Source organism: Streptomyces sp. NBC_01233, assembly GCF_035989305.1.
GTDB lineage: Bacteria > Actinomycetota > Actinomycetes > Streptomycetales > Streptomycetaceae > Streptomyces.
This window is the reverse complement of the sequence record NZ_CP108514.1, coordinates 6,235,212-6,251,198: the sequence shown is the minus strand read 5'-3', so window position 1 is coordinate 6,251,198 and position 15,987 is coordinate 6,235,212. Positions and strand designations below refer to the sequence as shown.

Genomic DNA, 15,987 nt, shown 5'->3' with positions numbered 1-15,987 from the left:
GCGCGGGCTCCGAAATCGGGGCCCGGCAGCGCGGGGGGTCAGCTGGGGGCGTCGCCCGTACGGCGGCGGCGGTTGATCAGGTAGAGGCCGCCGCCTGCGGCGAGCAGGACGGTGGCTCCGCCGGCCAGCCAGGTGGTGGCGTCGGCGCCGGTGTGAGCGAGGGATCCGGGCGGCGTCGGCGGCGGGGTGGTGGCCGGGGGTGTCGCGGGCGGGGTGCTCGGGCTCGGCGGCGTGGTCGCGGTGGGCTTGTCGGCGAGGGTGACGGTGACGTCGGCGCCGGGTCGGGCGGTGAACGCGAGCGGTGTGGTGTCGAGTTGGTAGCCGTCGGGGGCCTTGGTCTCGCCGGCCCAGTAGCGGGTGCCCGCCTTGAGCATGACGTCGAGGGGGATCGTCGCGGTGCCGTCGGTCCCGGTGGTGAGGCTGGTGATCACCTTGCCGGGGGTGTGCTTGCCGGTCTTGTCCGTCTCGTCGGCGCGGATGGCGATGACCGCGCCCGGCAGGGTCTTGCCGGTGTTCTTGTCGGTCTTCTTCACCGACAGGCGGGCCTTCTTGAGCGGGTCGACGAGGTCGAGGGCGTTGGCCTGAGCTGTGCGTCCGGCGGTGATCGTGATGGTCTGCTCGGCGATCAGGTCGTGGACGGGGCTGCCGGAGGAGGTCTCGCGTAGCCGGTAGGTGCCGGCGGGGAGCTTGTCGAAGACGAGGTTGCCCTGTTCGTCCGTCTTGCCTGCGGCGACCTGCTTGCCGTCGGAGTCCAGGAGCTGGAACGCTGCGCCGACCAGGCGGGTGCCTTCGGGGTCCTTCTTGCGGATCGTCACGCCGCCGGTGGCCTCGCCGACGGTGATGGCGGCGGAGTCCCTGACGCTGGTAGTGCCCCCGGCAAGCAGCATCCGCTGGGCGGCCGGGTTCTTGGGCGTGAGGACCTGCAGCCCGATGGCGGGCAGCCCCTCGGCCGTCGCGGTGACGCTGGCGGTCCCGGCCTTCTCGGCGGTGAACTCCCAGGCGCCCGTGCCGTTGTCGTTGGTGGTGACCTTGCCGGACGCAGTGCCTGAGCCCGACTCGGCGAGCGTGACGGCAACCTTCGGGACCGGCGTGCCAGCGGTGGTGGTGACCTTCACCGCGACGGTGACCTTCGTCCCGGCGGTGGTGGTCTTCACCGACGGCGTGATCTGGAGGGTGTAGGGGCCCGCGAGCTTCTTGGCCTCGGCGACGTAGCCCTGGGCGAGGGTGCGGGCGGTCGGGGAGACGACCGGGTACGCCAGGCGCTGCTTGCCGCGGTCGCCGTCGCCGTCGAGGGCGTAGGTGCCGCCGGCCAGGTACTCGTACACCACGGCGTCGACCGCGGCGGCCTGGGCGTTGTCGCGGGTCTGCCCGTACTTGCCGATCACATAGGCGGCCTGGGCCAGGTTCTCCTTGGTGGCGGGCTTCCCGGTCACCGACGACGTCCAGGACGGGACCGGCTGCGGGTCGCCGTAGCCTCCGGAGTCGGCCGGGCCCTTGCGCTCGGGGTCGGCGCAGTAGGTCTCGGTGTCGCCGTGGACGGCCGGTCCGGGCGGGCCGTAGGCACCGATGTGGCTGGAGGCGGCGTGTCCCTCGGAGTCGGGGATGGTGTAGCCGGGGCCCAGCACCACGGAGGCTTCCGGGGCGGCCATGGCCGTCGCGGGCAGCAGGGTGCCTGCCGCGAGGGCGGCGACGGCGACGGCGAGGTGGGCGGGGTGGGCAGGGCGAAGGCGCATAAGGAGGAGAGGGTCCTGTCGGTGGAGAGGGGAAGTCGGGTGCGGGCGGCGGTGAGTCAGTAGGCGCGATGGGCCAATGACGGCCGAGGGGCGGGGCTTTACGGCAGGAGGGTGGTCACCGCGCCCGGGCGGCAGAGGTCCGAACTTGCCGGGATGCGGCGGCGGGGGGCTGGCTGGTCCGTACCGGTGGAGCGCCGGGGATCCACAGGCGTACGTACTGGTCGATCGCGGCCCGCAGCCGGGTAACGCCGATGCCGACCCACGGGGGGTGCTCGCTGTGGTTCCAGTCGTTGAAGGTGCCGTACTCGCCCTGGCCGGGCTTGTGTCCGAGGCGCCGGTCTCGGGTGTCGAAGGCGCCGTGGTCGGCGAAGCGCAGCACGGCGGTGTCGATCGGTCCTTTGTCGAGGTGCACGATCTGCAGTCGCAGCCCGTCGTAGCGGTCGGCGTAGATCGTGGGGGCGAAGTCGATGCGGAGCCGCAGCGGGAGGTCTGGGGCGGGGGCGGCGTAGTAGGCATGGCCGACGACGGCGGCCTCGGGGTAGGGCAGCGTGAGGTGGTCGGCGAAGAACTGTTCGGTGAACAGGGCCAAGGGGGGTCCTCGTTGTCGGTCAGCGGCGTACAGCGCCGCGGGCGGGAAGGGCAGCGGAGGGGGTGGTGGCGGTGCTCCAGCGCGGCACGCTGCCGACCGCGACGGGCGGGCGGACGCCAATGCGGGGGCGGAGATCGCGGGGAGTCGGCACCGGAGGGCGGGGCGGTACGACGGGCGTGAGCTGCGCGAGGGCGGCGAGCTGACGGTGGAGGCCCTGCTGCCAGCGGGCCACGGGAGTTGTCTCGGTGAACGCCTCCGCGGTGGCCGCGATGAGGTGGGAGGGCGTACGGGGGCTGAACGTGATCTCCGCGCGGGTGCCCCAGCCGGGAGGGCCGGCCCACAGTTCCGTCCCGTCCGGCAGGTCGCGGCGGGGGCGGTTGATGTAGACACCCGCGTTGCTGTCGGGGGCGGTCAGCTCCACGGTGCCGACCTCGGCGCCCGTGCGCTGCCAGCCGGCGGCGACCAGCGGTGCCAGGCTGTCGGCCCAGTACGCCGACGGGGCCGCGAGGAAGCGGTCCTGGCCGTCGGCCCAGTCCCGGGCGAGGGCGGTGGTGAGGGCGGCGACGAGCTCGGGCGGGGTGTTCTGGTTGACGATCGCGGTCCACTGCGGTCCGGAGACCGCGTCGGGCGCGGCGCTGATCGTCCACAGGTCGTAGTCGTCTCCGGCCCAGCCGATCCGGATGCGGTGGTCCGGGCTGGTTACGACGAGCTGGTGCGGGCCCTCGTCGAGGTGATGGTGGGGCCAATGCTTGACGGGGGCGAAGCCGGCATCGCCGTAGCCGGGCGATCCGGCGAGGTAGCGGGGGGGTGACGTAGACGTCGCCGTCCACGGTGGCGGCGGCCTGGGGGGCGGATGAAGGCAAGGGCGTCTCCACGAACGAAGGGGGTGCGGTCAGAGCGTGGCGGTCAGGGCAGCCGGGGCGGCGAGGGCCGGCCGGGGCGGGAGCGCGGAGGGCAACACGGTGTCCAGCTTCCGGATGGCGGCGAGGTCGGCGAGGACCTCGCGCTTGGCACGGGCGCGCAGGGCCGGGGTGAAGGTGTCCGGCTCGAGCCTTCCGTCCGCGGTGGCGTACGGGCGAAGGCGGGCCAGGATGCGGGCGGCGGCGGCAGGCTGCGCGGCGACGAGGCGGTCGAGGGCCGCGTCGATGGCCTGGCGCCGTAGATCGTGGTCGGGGGCGGCGCGGCGCCGGTCGGTCACCGTGATCGCGTACTGGTGGATCAGGCGGTTGTGTTCGGCTCGGCGCTGCCAGGCCGCGACCAGGAACCGGCGCGCGTTGAGGACCTTGAAGGCGTCGGGTTCGGGGATGCCGGCGAACCCGTTGGGCAGGGAGCCCAGGGCCGAGGAGCTGGAGGCGCGGGCCACCGGCACGGTCAGGCTGGTCAGTTCCTCCAGTGCCGTGTTCCAGCGCCGCTGCAGCAGCGGGTGGCGCAGCGCCGGGTCGCGGTCGTTCTGATTGCGGGCGTCATCGGCGACAGCGCTGCGGAAGGCGACGGCTCCCATGGACAGCAGGCGGTCGACCTCCGCTGTGCGGGGCGCGGGGAGGTAGCCATCGGCCCAGCCTTCCTCGACGGTGTCGAAGATGTCCTTGGCCAGCGGGCGCGCGGGCAGCCCTGCGGCGGCGTGAGCCTGGGCGAGGAGCTGGGCGAAGAGGACGGGATACGCCTGCGAGAGCCAGCCCCGGGTCGTGGTGACCGTGTCCGTCGAAGGAGTCTCCTCGGATTCGCGCGTGCGGTCTTCGGACCGGCGCAGCGCGGCGGTTTCCCGGTGGACTTGGTGGCGGGCGGTACGGACCTGCCTCAGCTGGCGGGCGGTGCGGGTGGTGCGCGGGTCCTGGTGGTAGGCCATCCGCTCGACGGCGACCTGGAGGTCGCCCTCGGCGAAGGTGAGGGCGTCACGCAGTTCGTGCAGGCGGGCGGGAGCGTGGAGCAGGTCGTGCTGGGCGGGGCGGAGGTGGCCGCCGGCATCGGCTATCGCGGCCGTCACCAGGTGCTCGAAGCGCTCCTGCAGGTAGTGGGCGAACGCCTCGTCGTCGAGGGCGGCCACTTCGCGCAGGCGGAGGCGAAGGTGCTGCGGCTGGGTGGAGTCGGTGGGCTCGGGCATGGTGGTCCTGTTCGGGATGGCAGGCGGGGTGGGAGGGGTCAGGCGGGGAGCGGGCGGCGGGTGGCCGGATGGGTGCGGAGTTTCGCGAAGGCCACGGCCAGGCCGACGGCCTGCAGGACGGCGCAGGCGGTGATGGCGTGGCCGAGCAGGTCCGGTGGTGTGAGCGCGACCAGGGCTCCGGCGAGGGGGAACGGCGCGAGGAGCAGCAGGATGATCAGCGAGAGGGTGCTGCCGAACACCTCGGCCGGGACGAGGTGGGCGCGCAGGGTGCGCAGCACCACGGTCATGCCCGCTTCGCCGGCCATCAGCAGCGCCACCAGGACCAGGAAGACGGTGTAGGTGTCGGCGGCTGCCAGAGCTAGGCAGGCCAGGGAGGCGAGGGCGGCTGCGGCAGCTCCGACCGGCCACAGGCCGGCGCGGTCGATCGCGAAGCGGGCGAGGGTGACCATGGCCAGGGAGGCGATGGCGGCGGCCGACCAGACGAGGCCGACCTGGCTGCTGGTGCCGCCGAGTTGCTTGATGACCAGGACGGGGCCGGCGGCCTGCACGAGGCCGATCGCGCAGTTGGACAGCACCAGCCCGACGCACAACCACCCCAGGGCGGGGAGCGACCGCAGGGTCCGCCATCCGATCTTGAGGCCCTGGGCGACGGGTACCGGGGCCTCTTGGGGCCAGACGGGACGCTGACGGGGGGCCAGGGCCGCGCCGAGCAGGGAGCAGGCGGCGATGATCAGGAGCATGCCGGTGGCGCCGCTGTACTGGAGCAGCACGCCGGCCAGGGCCGGGCCGGCCAGGGTGGCGCCCTGGTCGATGCCCAGCAGGACGGCCTGGACGCGGTGGGCATGGCCTCCGGCGTCCCGGCTCGCGGCGCCGCCCGCGGTCTCGGCCGCGATGTAGGAGAACTCGGTGAGGACGCCTGTCGTGGCGGCCAGTGTCATGACGGCAATCACGGCGCCGGTTCCCTCGCCCACGGAGGGCAGGACGGCGGCTGCGGCGAGGACGACCGCCGCGCGCAGGACCGAGGCGATGCGAAGGACCCGTGTGCTGCCGAACCGGTCCACGGCGGCGCCCGCGAGGGCGAACGCCCCAAGGCGGGGAACCCATTCGAGCATGAAGGCCAAGCCGGTCAAGGTGGCCGAGTCGGTGACAGCCAGGACGAGCAGCGGGATGCCATACGTACTCATCGCGAAGGCGCCGGCATCGGCGGTACGCGGGACGTAGACGCCGCGTACGGGTCCGAAGTCGGGAGTGCGGACATGTCGGCCGGTGGGTGGCCGCAGGACGGCAGCGTGCTTGGGGGGCATCGTCTTTCCGGGGTGGGGCGGATACGTTCGGGGAGCAGACCGGCTGGACGGTGACGGCGGTCCGAGCGGGCGGCAACAGCGGCTAGCGGGGCGTCGAGACCGAGTGACGCGGGTGGCTGTGGCGTGGGCGGCGGTGGCGGCCCAGGCGTCGGCCGGGGCCGAGTTTGGGGCGGGCGGCGATCAGGACGGTCAGCGCAGTTGCGGCGCCCGCGGCGGGCAGGGCAGCGAGTATCTGCGGGCTGGTGGAGAGGGCTCCGGCGAGCGCGGTGCCGGCGGCCTGCCCGGTGCCGACCGAGAGGATCAGCCAGGCGTACGCCTCGGTCGTGCGGGAGGCCGGGGCGAGGGCGTCCACCGTGTGGAAGCCATTGGTGATGATCAAGGTGAGGAAGAGGCCCGGTATCCCCACGAGGCCGACGGCCGCTCGGGGGCCTGGGTCGGCCAGCAGCGGAAGCCAGCCGAGGAGGAACAGGACGCTGGTGCAGAGAAGTTGCGTGGTCGTGGTGCCGGGCCAGGTCCTGCGGGCGTAGACCAGGCCGCCCAGGAAACTGCCGGTGGAGAACATGGCGGGAAGGAGCCCGGACAGCATCGGCTGCTCCTGTACGGCGGCCATGTCCGCGGCCCAGACGTTCATCGCGCCGAGCGTGAACCCGGTCCCCGCCAGGCCGGCGAACAGCATGACCAGCCCGCTGCTCATCAGCCGTCCGGTACCCGCGCCGCCCTCTGTGGTCGGCCGCCATGTCCTCGACGGACCGGCGGTCAGGACGATCGCCGAGCCCGTCAGGCCGAGTGTCGCGGTCGCCAGCAGAGCGGTATCGGGGCCGTGCGTGGTCGCCAGCCACGAGGCGAGCAGTGGGCCCACCACGTAGAGGAGTCCCTGCGAGCCGGTATCGAGGGCCTGCACGACGCGCCGCCGCCCCGGATCCGGCAGGACCGTCGGCCACAAAGCCCGCAGTCCGGCTTCCAGGGGCGGGGTGATCAGCCCGGCGAACCCCACGACTGCGGTCACCACCACCTGTTGTCCGTCGGCACCGACCCACGGGAGCGCCAGCAAGCAGGAGGAGTTGAGCACGGCGGCCGGGATGGAGATCCGGGTCTGCCCGTACCTGTCCATCAGCCGGCCCTTGACCGGCTGGGAGAGGCCCGAGGCCAGGCCGTAGAGCGCGGCGAGGAGTCCGCCGAACGCCAGCGTCCCGCCGCCCGCAGTGATCCACAAGACCAGGGAGACGGGGACCATGCCGTTGGGCAGGCGCCCGATCAGGGTGCCGCCCAGCAGGCGGGACACGTACCGGCTGCCAAGGACGGATCCGTACGTGGCAGCCGGGGCGGTGGCGGTCAAGCGAGCGGTCAACGGGGGGCTTTCCGTCAGGGCTCAGCGCCAGGGCGCCGTGAGCGAGGGGATACCGGCGTCGGGCGGCCGGAACCTGGCAGTGGTCGGTTGGGGTTCACCGGCTCGGTCCGCTGGTCGGTGCGGAGAACAGATCCGTGGGCCGCCACCCGGTGGCCGGGGCGGGGGCCGGCGGCTGGGCTACAGCCACGGCCGGGCTGGTCTTGCGGGCCTGGTGGGCGGCCCACTGCCCGGAGCGGGTGGCGGCCGGGATACGGGGTGCGCCCCAGACGGGGTGTGCCTGGGCCTCGGGAAGCGGGCGTGCGGTGGCCCAAGTCGAAAGAGCCAGGTAGATAGGGGCGAGGGCCTGGCCCGGGGCGGTCAGCTGCAGCGAGGCGGCGTCATCGCGGGTGACGGCGACCAGGCCGTCGTCGATGAGCCGACGGATCGGCGGGTAGATCGCGCTGGGGCTGTGGTCGGGCATCGCCTCGGCCGAGAGTGCTGCCATGGTCGAGGTCCCGCGGGCCTTGAGGGTCCACAGCAGCACGGTGGCGTGGCGGTGACTGATCACGGCGAGGGTGTCCTCGGCGTTCTGCGCAGCCGGTATCCGCTCCGGCTCCGTCTTCCCGGTGACGGGGTTGAGGACGAGGTTCTTCTCCAGGTGTCCGTCGCCCCAGCCCGCCAGGGCGGTCAGCGACGGCATCAGCTCCCGTCCGCGGGCGGTCAGGCCGTAGGTGACGTGCAGTCGGGTCTGGGCGGTGCGCTCGACGAGCCCAGCATCCGAGAGCGCCCGCAGCCGCGGGTGGAGCTGGCCGTCGCCGAGCCACGGCAGGTGCTCCTTGAGCTTGGTGTAGCGCAGCGGGCCGGGCTGGGAGGCCAGCGTCATCAGCACCCACACGCTCCAGCGCGGCGTGATCATCTCCAGCGCTTCGGCAACGCGGGGCAGGTCGTTGGAAGGCAGGCGGGCAGCAGCCAAGGCGGTAACTCCAGACGGCGCGGGGTGGACGAGAAGAAGGAGAAGGAGGGGGTCAGCGCGAGCGGGCGGGCCCGTCAGACGCGACCGGCGGCATGGCCGGTGTGACGGCCGTGGCCTGGGATGCGGGCGCCGGGGACTCGGTGTCGGGGACACGAGCCAGGCTGTTCAGAACGTCGCCGAGAACCTGGGCGTGGGAGTCGCGGACGGTGACTGCGTGTGCCAGGCGGCGGGTGGCGTCGGAGATGTGGCCGACATCCACGGATTCGATCGTGCGGTCGGGGTGAGTCAGCCGGTGGAGCTGCTCGGTGTGGAAGGCGACGGCGCGGTCGGCGTACTGCAGGGCGTCGAAGCTGTTGAGCAGGGCGTAGCGCATGCTGCCGGGCACGGCGTCCGCGGCGAGGCCGGTGACCGGGCGGCCGTAGAGCGCTTCGATCTGCTCGCCCGCCGCCCGGGAGGCAGCGTACGGATCGGGCACTCAGCGTCCCCGGGCCGCCGCCACGTCCTCGACGCCGGTGGGCGCGGGCCGTAGGCCGCTGCCCACGACGGCGGACCGGACCTGGAGGGGGGCGGCCGGCGGACGGGCGGCTGGCGGCGGCATCGCGGAGAGTAGCTTCTCCAGCGCGATGCGGTAGCCGGTGCGGCCGGCCAGTGCGGCCTCCAGCCACTCGGCGTCGAACCGGAGCGTGTCCGAGGACAGCGAGTCCAGCTCGGCGTCGGGGGCCATGGCTGCGTGGACACGGTCGCGGACGCGTACGACCTGGGCCTCGGCCAAGGCGAGGAAGGCGCGCAGTTCCAGGGCCCGGACCAGGGCGGGCGAGCTGCCGGGGCGGACCGCGCGCTGGTGCAGCTGGTCCAAGGGTCCGCCGAACACCTGCTCCAGGCGGGCGTCTTGGGTACTGGGCTTGCGAGCGTCGCTCATAGGGCTCCGCCCCTGATCCGCGCGGGCTGTGCCGGGACGGCAGTGGGCAAGGTCGTTGTCACCCGGGGTCCGAAGCGCCGCTGGATGCGGGCCTGCTCGACGGGGGACTCCAAGAGAAACCGGAGGACCTGCGCCCGACCGTCACGGGCGGCAACCGCGAAATTCACACGGTGGGCCAACTCCATCACCGGGTCGTCCAGCACGTCCCCCGGCGCCGTCTCCAGCGCGGAGACCAGAGCGTCCTCGGCCGTCTCCACTCCCTGCTGCGCCTCGGTGAGCAGCGCATACCAGCGGACCACCTGGGTGGCACTGGGGTAGGCATGCGGAGCGGCCTGGACGGCCTGGGCCAGTTCGGGCAGACCCAGGCTGAACTGGGCCTCGATCCGCTCGGCGAACAAGCCGAGCACGTCGCCGTCGAAGACGTCGGGGATGTCGGACACGAAAGGTGGCTCCTGGAAGAGGGGAACGTACGGGTGGGTCAGTTCGGGCGACGGCTGCCGTCGCGACGGAGGTCACCGTCGTCAACCCAGCCGGTGATGCCCGAGGCGGTGGTGACGTGCAGCCAGGCGCCGTCGGTGACCGAAGCCGTGAACGGCTCTCCGCGCCGCAGCACTCCGACGGCCGTGGAGTCACCGTCGGCACGGGCATGGACGGCGACGGCGAGCACCGGCTCGGCCCGCCGAGCCGTAAGGGGCGTGACGGGGCTGAGTACCGCGGTGGCGGCGGAACGGGATGGGGTGCCGCTCAGGACGGTGGCGGTGATGGACGCGGGTGTGTGGCACACAGCGGATGGCTCCAGACCAGGCAGAACAACAGGAAGTGACCGCCCTCAGTGGGCCGGTGGTGTTGCAAAGGGTCCGGAGAATCCCCGGTTTCCGAAACCGGGGATCGGCAGCTATATTGCGCGCCGCGATCAGCAGGAACGGGTCCGAGCGGAGGTCGTGTTCAGCGGCCCTGCGGCCGTCGGGCCGTCGCCAGCGCGGGCGAGACCGGGCCAGCGGGGGCGGGTCCCGGGCTTGCAGCGAGGGCGGGCGAAGGCAGCGCCGGGGCCTCGCCGTCCGCCCAGGCCCCCCACCAGGCAGTGGCCGCCTCGTACGTTGCGAATCCACCCTCCCGCAGGGTGTGGGTGTAGGTGTCCTGGTCGAACCTCTCCAGCAAGATCCGGAATTCCGGGACCGCCTTGGGGTCGAGGGAGCGCAGCATCACCACCGTCTGCGGGGTATCGCGTAGGTCGTCCGTATAGCCGGCCAGGAGGGCGAAGTGGTCACCGTCGCCGCGGACGCGCGCCTCCAGGGCTCGGGTGATGTCGTCGGCGGGCATGTGGACGTCGCCCGAGGCTGCGAGGGCGTCGGCAGGGCAGCCGCGGGCGATCAGATACGACTCGGCCATCGGGTAGAGCGGGAGAGGACTGGAGTCGACCTCGTAGGTGCCGGCGTCCAGGTCGCGGGACACGTGGACGGCCCTGAGCTGGGCTGTGCCAGGAACTCCCCAGGTTGCGCCCTCGTCGTGAACGATGAAGTAGGTGTCGGTAGGGGTGTGGTGCTCGCCCAGCACCTTGAAGTCCTGGATGAGAAGCCGGTGGTAGTGCTTCTCATGACTTGCGTCGGCGGGCTCGAATTCGTCCAGGTCGAATTCAGGGAGGTCGGGGTAGGGCACGGGGAGGTGGCTTTCGTCAGGAGGAGCGGACTGCATGGGTGGGCAAGGCCGGCGCCACGAAGTCAGCGCACTCGGGCGGGATTCGGCCACGCACCTGCCGGGCGGGCGGCCAAGGCGGCCTGCGGGACGGACGGGCGGCGCGTGCCGAGCAGCGCAGTCCGGCCGGTGTCGGTCAGGGTGACCGGCTGGCCGACGGTCAGGGCCCGGGAGGTGTCCCGGGTGACCAGCCCGTGAGCCTCCAGGCGCTGGAACGCCGGAAGGTCAATCAGACGGCCCTGGACTGTGCGGACGGAGACCCGGTGGGTGAGGAGGTGTTCGCGCATCGTGCCGCCGCCGGCGAGGGAGAGCAGTGCGGCGAAGTCGTGCGCCGTCAGCTCGTCGTCAGCGGGGGCGGAGGCGGGGGGCGCGGCTTTGACCGCGTCCAGTGCGGCAGCGACACCCTCCTGCAGCCGGTCGCGGGCGGCCGTGGCCTGGGCCAAGTCGTGCACAGTCCGGCGCAGGCGGTCCAGGAGCGGGGTATCCACGGGGTAGCTGCCGGAGGACAGGCGCATCAGCACGTTGCGGTGGTAGGCGACCGCGCCCTCAGCATTCACCAGTTCCCGGTGTACGGCAGCGAGCGCGGCCCGCTCCGCCAGGAGCAGCCCGCGGAGATGGTCGTGACGCAGGACGGTCAGGTCGCCGACGACTTGCTCAATGGCGGCGTCCAGGGCGGTTGCCGGGGATTCACGGGCGGTCACGACGGGCGGCAGTCGCAGTCGGCCGGGATGGCGGCCAGAAGGGCCGAGCGGCGGTAGGACTTGCGGCGCCGGCCGTCGCCGTGGGTGATGTCGCGGCTGGCCACTTCGTAGGGGCGCAGCAGGGTGGCCAGGCGGGTCTGGGTGAGTTCGGCGTACGGCCAGCGTCCTTCGGCGATGCCGGGCAGGGTGCGCAGCTCCGCGACGAGGTCGGCGGAGGACAGTGCGTCCGGGCTGCCGTGGAAGGCGAAGGCGTCCAGGCAGGCGGCCAGGATGCACGGGGCGGCGAAGGCCGAGACCGCGTTCTCGCCGGGGCGACTGAGTACGATCGGCGGCTGCTCGGGGTCGGTGCACGGCGAGCAGCAGGTGTCGGCGCCAAGGAGGTACGAGACCTGTCGGCCCGCCTGCGCATGCTCGACCAACAGATTGCTCAGGTCGTCGAGTTCCTTATCCTGGGCGGCTTCGGTGGTGGGCTGCGGTCGGCTGGCCCAGGCGCTCAGTTCCGCCTCCACCTCCAGCTGACGCTCGCGAGCATCCAGCAGGGCCTGGTGGCGCGGGTGCGGAGCCGGCCGGGGCTCGAGGAGGGCCGTCATCAGGGCCTGGAGCAGGGAGGAGGACTGGGCGGTGAGGTTGGTCATCGCGAAGGACCCTTCGGGGAATTCGTGGTGGCGATGCGGGCGGGTGCGGGGAGTCCGGGGACCGGGAACGCTGCGGCTGGAGGCGCCGGCGTGAAGGCAGGGCGCGGCCGGACTTGTGGCGAGAGGGAGCGAGCCGCGTACGCGCGGGGCCCGGCTGCGGGGAGAGGGCGGCCGACGCGGGCCCGGACGGTGTCGTAGATGTCGTGCTTGGCGCGGGGGCGTACGGCGACGATGTGGACGTTGGTGCGGTGGCTGGAGCCGGGCGGGGCCGGGCGGTAGTCGTAGACGATGCGGTACTGCACCCGGGAGCCGAGGTAGAGCTTGCGGTAGCCGGTCAGCTCGGCGGTGAGTTCGGGCCCTCTCACCTGGGCGCGCACGACGTCCTGGATGAGGGCAAGCCCGAGGTCGCGCATGTCGCCCGGAGCGGCGAGCAGGTCGTTGAGGGCCTCGGGGTGGAAGGAGAGGCCGAACGCCGGTGGAGGCTGCGGTGGGTGCGTCACAACGCGGCCCCGTCCGGGGCCAGGGTGCCGCCGGTCGTCTGGGCCTCCGACTCGCGGGCGGCGGACCGTGCGGAGGGGCCCGGCCCGCGCAGCAGGCGATGCTCGGCACGGTCCGGGTCGGTCTGGCAGGCGCTCAGGGGACCGCCGGGGGCACGGACGTAAGCCATGCAGTGGGTGAGGAAGTCCCGGTGCCACACGAACATGCCACTGGGGCCGGCCTCGGCGTCCTTGTGCTGGTGGTAGGCCATCCACAGCGCGTGCAGCCACGCGACGACGTCGAGGTGCTCCTGCCACTGCTCGCACCATGGTGCCGCGGTGGTGATCTCGGCGCCGTAGACGTCCATGAGGTGGTCGTCCACCCAGTCGGTCAGCGCAGCGATTTCGTCCTCGTACTCCTCGCCTTCCAGCTCCAAGATCGGCTTGGGGTCCGGCGGCGGGGTGGGGGCGGTGAACGACGGCATGCCGGGGAACCCGGCGAAGGGCATGCTCGCGGCCATCGGGTCCGCAGGCGGCGCGGAGGCCAGTGTGTCGATCATGCGGGCCTGCTCGGCCGACTGGTCGAGCAGCTTGCGGACGGACGCCTCGATCGATTCGAGGTCAGCGTCCGGCAGACGGACCGGCTCTATTTCCCCGCCATGGCGGGGCTCGGCAGATTCGGACACGAAAGGGGTTCTCCTTGCAGCCAGGGCCGTGAATTCGATGGCCCTGATGGTCCGGAGAATCCCCGGTTTCGGAAACCGGGGATCTGCCGCTATATTCCGCCTGCCACGAGATCGGGCTGTGGTGCAGCTCGGTCAGGAGGTCAGGTCGAAATCGTCCTGGGAATGCACCTGATGGGCGGTCTCGGTGAGGCGCTCGGAGGCAACAGCCGCGTACTCCTTCGTCTTCTCGATGCCGATGAAGTCGCGTCCCTCCAGCAGCGCGGCGACCCCGGTGCTGCCCGATCCGGCGCAGAAGTCGAGCACGGTGCCGCCGAGAGGGGCGATCTTCACCAGCTCGCGCATCACCTCGACCGGCTTCTGCGTGATGTGCCGGCGAGCCTTGCCCGAGGGCTGCGAGGCGCTGTACAAGCCGGGCAGGTAGACCGGGTTCGCGGCGGCGTCGATCTTGCCCTTCGCGCCCCAGACGATGAACTCGCAGTCCTGCCGGAACTTACCCTTCTGCGGCCTGGCCTGCGGCTTGTGCCAGGTCAGGACGCCCAGCCACAGCCAGCCAGCGGCCTGGAGCGCGTCCGTGGTCGCCGGCAGCTGCCGCCAGTCGGTGAACAGCAGCGCCGTGCCCCCGACCTTGGTGGCCCGGTGGGCCTCGGTCATGATCTGGGTCAGCCAGAGCGTGTACGAGCGCTGGTCCATGTTCTCGCCGACAAAGTCCGGCAGGGCGTGCTGGGCGTCCGCGGAGACGTACTTCTGGCGGGCTGAGCGGCTCGTGCGCTCCTTGGCGGTTCGGCCGCCGCTGTTGTACGGCGGGTCGGTGATGACGGAATCGGCGCAGCCGTCGGGCAGAGTCGCGAGCACGCTGAGCGCGTCGCCCTGGTGAAGGGAAAACGACAAAGGGGAACCCCAATTCGGTGAGGGATGCAGACGGGAAGGCTCCAGACCGTGCGGCGGCCATCGCAAGACATGCGGGCAGGCGGCGCGGGGAGGTCCCAAACTGTAGGTGACGATTCCCGGTTGAGACGCATCGCCGACCAAGAACCCCGGAAATCAGGCGGATTCCGCCCGTGATTTCGGTGACCGGGGATTCGGGCTTACTGTCTTGTCACTGCCCGGCGGACACCGCTGATGGCGACCCTTCCCCGTTTCCCCCCTCTCCCGCAGGAGGCCCCTGTGTTCCGTCCGTGACCCCGCACGCAGCCATCGCTGCCGCCTCGCCGTTCCCTGCCCGCCCGCCCGCCGCAGACCCTGACAGGGAGGCCGCCCATGTACCGCCCCTGCTGACCTCGCCCGTGTTCCCCACAACTGCGCCGGCCGAGGAGGTGCCGCTCATGTTCCGCCCGTAATCCCCTTCCGCCCTGGTGGGCGAGGCAACGCCCACCAGGCACCCCAGTTCGATCCCGGCTTCCCGCCCCGGCACCCCTCCAGGAGTTCGCTGATGTTCCGCCCGTAAGACGCCCCGCCGTCCCGCTCTTCACCAGCCCGCCGCTGCGGGCCACTCCTTGAACGTCCCAGGAGGCACACCCATGTTCCGCCCGTAACCTCCCCCGTCCCACCGGGTGTGTGAGGCAACACGCACCCGAGCCGGGGCTCTTCGCCCACCTCCACCGCTCCGGCCGCACGGCCCTCCCCCTTTCACACCGTGCGGCCGGGGCCCACCCCGAGGACCTCCCCGTGGCCCCTTCCTCTCCATCCCCACGTGACATCCCCGCAGCCCGCCGGCCGGAGGCCGCCCGGGAGTGAAAGGCATCGCCGCCGCGATCGGCGTGCTCTGCCTCTCCCCCGCGCTGCTCGCTGGCACCGCCGTCCTCGCCGCAGCCGCGAGCCACTCCTCACGCCCGGGCACCTCCTGCGTCACCGACTCGGTCGACACCGACGCCGTACGGCGCCAGGTCACCGCCGTCCTCGGCGGGTCAGGCGCTCAGAACGTCCACGTCGAGGGCCTGGACCTGCCCGCCGAGCAGATTCCCCACGCCCGAACCATCGTCGCCACCGGCATCACGCTCGAAGTGCCCGAGCGCGGCCAGATCGTGGCCCTGGCCACCGCCATCCAGGAATCCCGGCTGCGCAACCTCGGCTACGGCGACCGCGACTCGCTGGGCCTTTTCCAGCAGCGGCCCAGCCAGGGATGGGGTACCCCCGCCCAGGTCCGCGACCCCGTCTACGCCAGCACGAAGTTCTACCAGGGCCTGCTGAAGGTCCCCGGCTGGCAGCAGATGACGGTCACCCAGGCCGCGCAGGCCGTCCAGCTGAGCGGATTCCCCAACGCCTACGCCCAGTGGGAGCCTCTCGCCCGCGCTCTGCAGCAGGCCATCGCCCCGACGCTGAAGGGCTCAGGGCCGCCCGCCGACGGCCAGACCCCGCGCCTCCCTGCGACAGACCCGTGCACCCCGGGCGAAGACGGCAGCGGCTCCGGACCGATCCCCGAAGGGGCGGTCCCCAAGGGGTACTCGATCCCCGCCGACGCCGACCCCCGCGCCAAGACGGCCATCACCTGGGCCATGAACCAGCTCGGCACCCTCTACCAGTGGGGCGGCTCGTGCCTGGATCCGCACGGTCCGGACCCGATGGGCCGTTGCGACTGCAGCTCGCTGACCCAGCAGGCGTACAAGAAGGCCGGGATCACCCTGACCCGGACCACGTACACCCAGATCGCAGAAGGCCACGCCGTCCCGCTGAACCAACTTCGCCCCGGCGACCTGGTGTTCAGCCGCGGCACCCCGGCGGTCCCCGAGCACGTCGGCATCTACGCCGGCCACGGCTACGTCATCGAGGCCCCGCGCACCACAAAGCCGGTCCGCTTCAGCACCCTCGCCGACTACGCCGCCCACAGCGCACGCCGTCTCCCGTGACACCGGTC

General features: G+C 72.3%; 18 protein-coding genes and 1 pseudogene. 1 reads left to right on the top strand and 18 read right to left on the bottom strand.

The genetic code is table 11. From position 1 onward, the window contains the following. Nucleotides 1-38: 38 nt before the first annotated feature. From OG332_RS29940 to OG332_RS29855, 18 genes and pseudogenes are all read right to left on the bottom strand, one after another. Nucleotides 39-1,733 carry a SpaA isopeptide-forming pilin-related protein gene (locus tag OG332_RS29940; RefSeq protein ID WP_327416376.1) on the bottom strand — a complete coding sequence of 565 codons (1,695 nt, stop codon included), beginning with the start codon at nucleotides 1,731-1,733 and terminating at the stop codon, nucleotides 39-41. A gap of 115 nt (nucleotides 1,734-1,848) precedes the next feature. After that, nucleotides 1,849-2,322 (bottom strand): hypothetical protein, encoded by a 474-nt coding sequence (locus OG332_RS29935; protein ID WP_327416375.1) that lies wholly within the window; start codon nucleotides 2,320-2,322, stop codon nucleotides 1,849-1,851. 19 nt (nucleotides 2,323-2,341) lie between these two features. After that, nucleotides 2,342-2,743: a DUF317 domain-containing protein gene (locus tag OG332_RS29930; RefSeq protein WP_327416374.1), complete on the bottom strand. Its 402-nt coding sequence runs from the start codon at nucleotides 2,741-2,743 to the stop codon at nucleotides 2,342-2,344. 171 nt (nucleotides 2,744-2,914) lie between these two features. Next, nucleotides 2,915-2,962: pseudogene (locus OG332_RS29925) on the bottom strand (hypothetical protein); the annotation flags it as partial. A gap of 252 nt (nucleotides 2,963-3,214) precedes the next feature. After that, nucleotides 3,215-4,423, bottom strand: coding sequence for a hypothetical protein (locus tag OG332_RS29920; protein WP_327416373.1), 1,209 nt, complete (start codon nucleotides 4,421-4,423; stop codon nucleotides 3,215-3,217). 38 nt (nucleotides 4,424-4,461) lie between these two features. Continuing rightward, the gene (locus OG332_RS29915) at nucleotides 4,462-5,727 is read right to left on the bottom strand and encodes an MFS transporter (protein WP_442816231.1); all 1,266 of its coding nucleotides are present in this window, start codon (nucleotides 5,725-5,727) and stop codon (nucleotides 4,462-4,464) included. A gap of 82 nt (nucleotides 5,728-5,809) precedes the next feature. Then, complete coding sequence (locus tag OG332_RS29910; RefSeq protein ID WP_327416372.1) at nucleotides 5,810-7,075, bottom strand: MFS transporter; 1,266 nt, start codon at nucleotides 7,073-7,075, stop codon at nucleotides 5,810-5,812. A 94-nt stretch (nucleotides 7,076-7,169) separates the two neighbouring features. Then, nucleotides 7,170-8,027 carry a winged helix-turn-helix transcriptional regulator gene (locus OG332_RS29905; protein ID WP_327416371.1) on the bottom strand — a complete coding sequence of 286 codons (858 nt, stop codon included), beginning with the start codon at nucleotides 8,025-8,027 and terminating at the stop codon, nucleotides 7,170-7,172. A gap of 52 nt (nucleotides 8,028-8,079) precedes the next feature. Then, nucleotides 8,080-8,502, bottom strand: a complete 423-nt coding sequence (locus OG332_RS29900) for a hypothetical protein (protein ID WP_327416370.1) — start codon at nucleotides 8,500-8,502, stop codon at nucleotides 8,080-8,082. Beyond that, a complete protein-coding gene (locus tag OG332_RS29895; protein WP_327416369.1) occupies nucleotides 8,503-8,946 on the bottom strand; it encodes a hypothetical protein in 444 nt (147 codons plus the stop codon). Then, nucleotides 8,943-9,386, bottom strand: coding sequence for a hypothetical protein (locus tag OG332_RS29890; protein WP_327416368.1), 444 nt, complete (start codon nucleotides 9,384-9,386; stop codon nucleotides 8,943-8,945). Before OG332_RS29890 ends, OG332_RS29895 begins: the two co-directional genes overlap by 4 nt. 38 nt (nucleotides 9,387-9,424) lie before the next feature. Beyond that, on the bottom strand, nucleotides 9,425-9,730 hold the full coding sequence (locus OG332_RS29885) for an SH3 domain-containing protein (protein WP_327416367.1): 306 nt from the start codon (nucleotides 9,728-9,730) through the stop codon (nucleotides 9,425-9,427). A 161-nt stretch (nucleotides 9,731-9,891) separates the two neighbouring features. Beyond that, entirely contained in the window at nucleotides 9,892-10,602 is a 711-nt protein-coding gene (locus tag OG332_RS29880; protein WP_327416366.1) for a hypothetical protein, read from the bottom strand. 62 nt (nucleotides 10,603-10,664) lie between these two features. Further along, nucleotides 10,665-11,339: a hypothetical protein gene (locus tag OG332_RS29875; protein ID WP_327416365.1), complete on the bottom strand. Its 675-nt coding sequence runs from the start codon at nucleotides 11,337-11,339 to the stop codon at nucleotides 10,665-10,667. Next, nucleotides 11,336-11,974, bottom strand: a complete 639-nt coding sequence (locus tag OG332_RS29870) for a DUF3631 domain-containing protein (protein WP_327416364.1) — start codon at nucleotides 11,972-11,974, stop codon at nucleotides 11,336-11,338. Before OG332_RS29870 ends, OG332_RS29875 begins: the two co-directional genes overlap by 4 nt. Then, the gene (locus OG332_RS29865; RefSeq protein WP_327416363.1) at nucleotides 11,971-12,474 is read right to left on the bottom strand and encodes a hypothetical protein; all 504 of its coding nucleotides are present in this window, start codon (nucleotides 12,472-12,474) and stop codon (nucleotides 11,971-11,973) included. Before OG332_RS29865 ends, OG332_RS29870 begins: the two co-directional genes overlap by 4 nt. Further along, nucleotides 12,471-13,136, bottom strand: a complete 666-nt coding sequence (locus tag OG332_RS29860) for a DUF4913 domain-containing protein (protein ID WP_327416362.1) — start codon at nucleotides 13,134-13,136, stop codon at nucleotides 12,471-12,473. Before OG332_RS29860 ends, OG332_RS29865 begins: the two co-directional genes overlap by 4 nt. Before the next feature lie 132 nt (nucleotides 13,137-13,268). Next, nucleotides 13,269-14,024, bottom strand: a complete 756-nt coding sequence (locus OG332_RS29855; protein ID WP_327416361.1) for a DNA-methyltransferase — start codon at nucleotides 14,022-14,024, stop codon at nucleotides 13,269-13,271. Nucleotides 14,025-14,866: 842 nt separating this feature from the next. On the opposite strand from OG332_RS29855, the gene OG332_RS29850 reads away from it, so the two are divergent. Then, complete coding sequence (locus OG332_RS29850) at nucleotides 14,867-15,979, top strand: C40 family peptidase (RefSeq protein WP_327416360.1); 1,113 nt, start codon at nucleotides 14,867-14,869, stop codon at nucleotides 15,977-15,979. Nucleotides 15,980-15,987 lie beyond the last annotated feature (8 nt).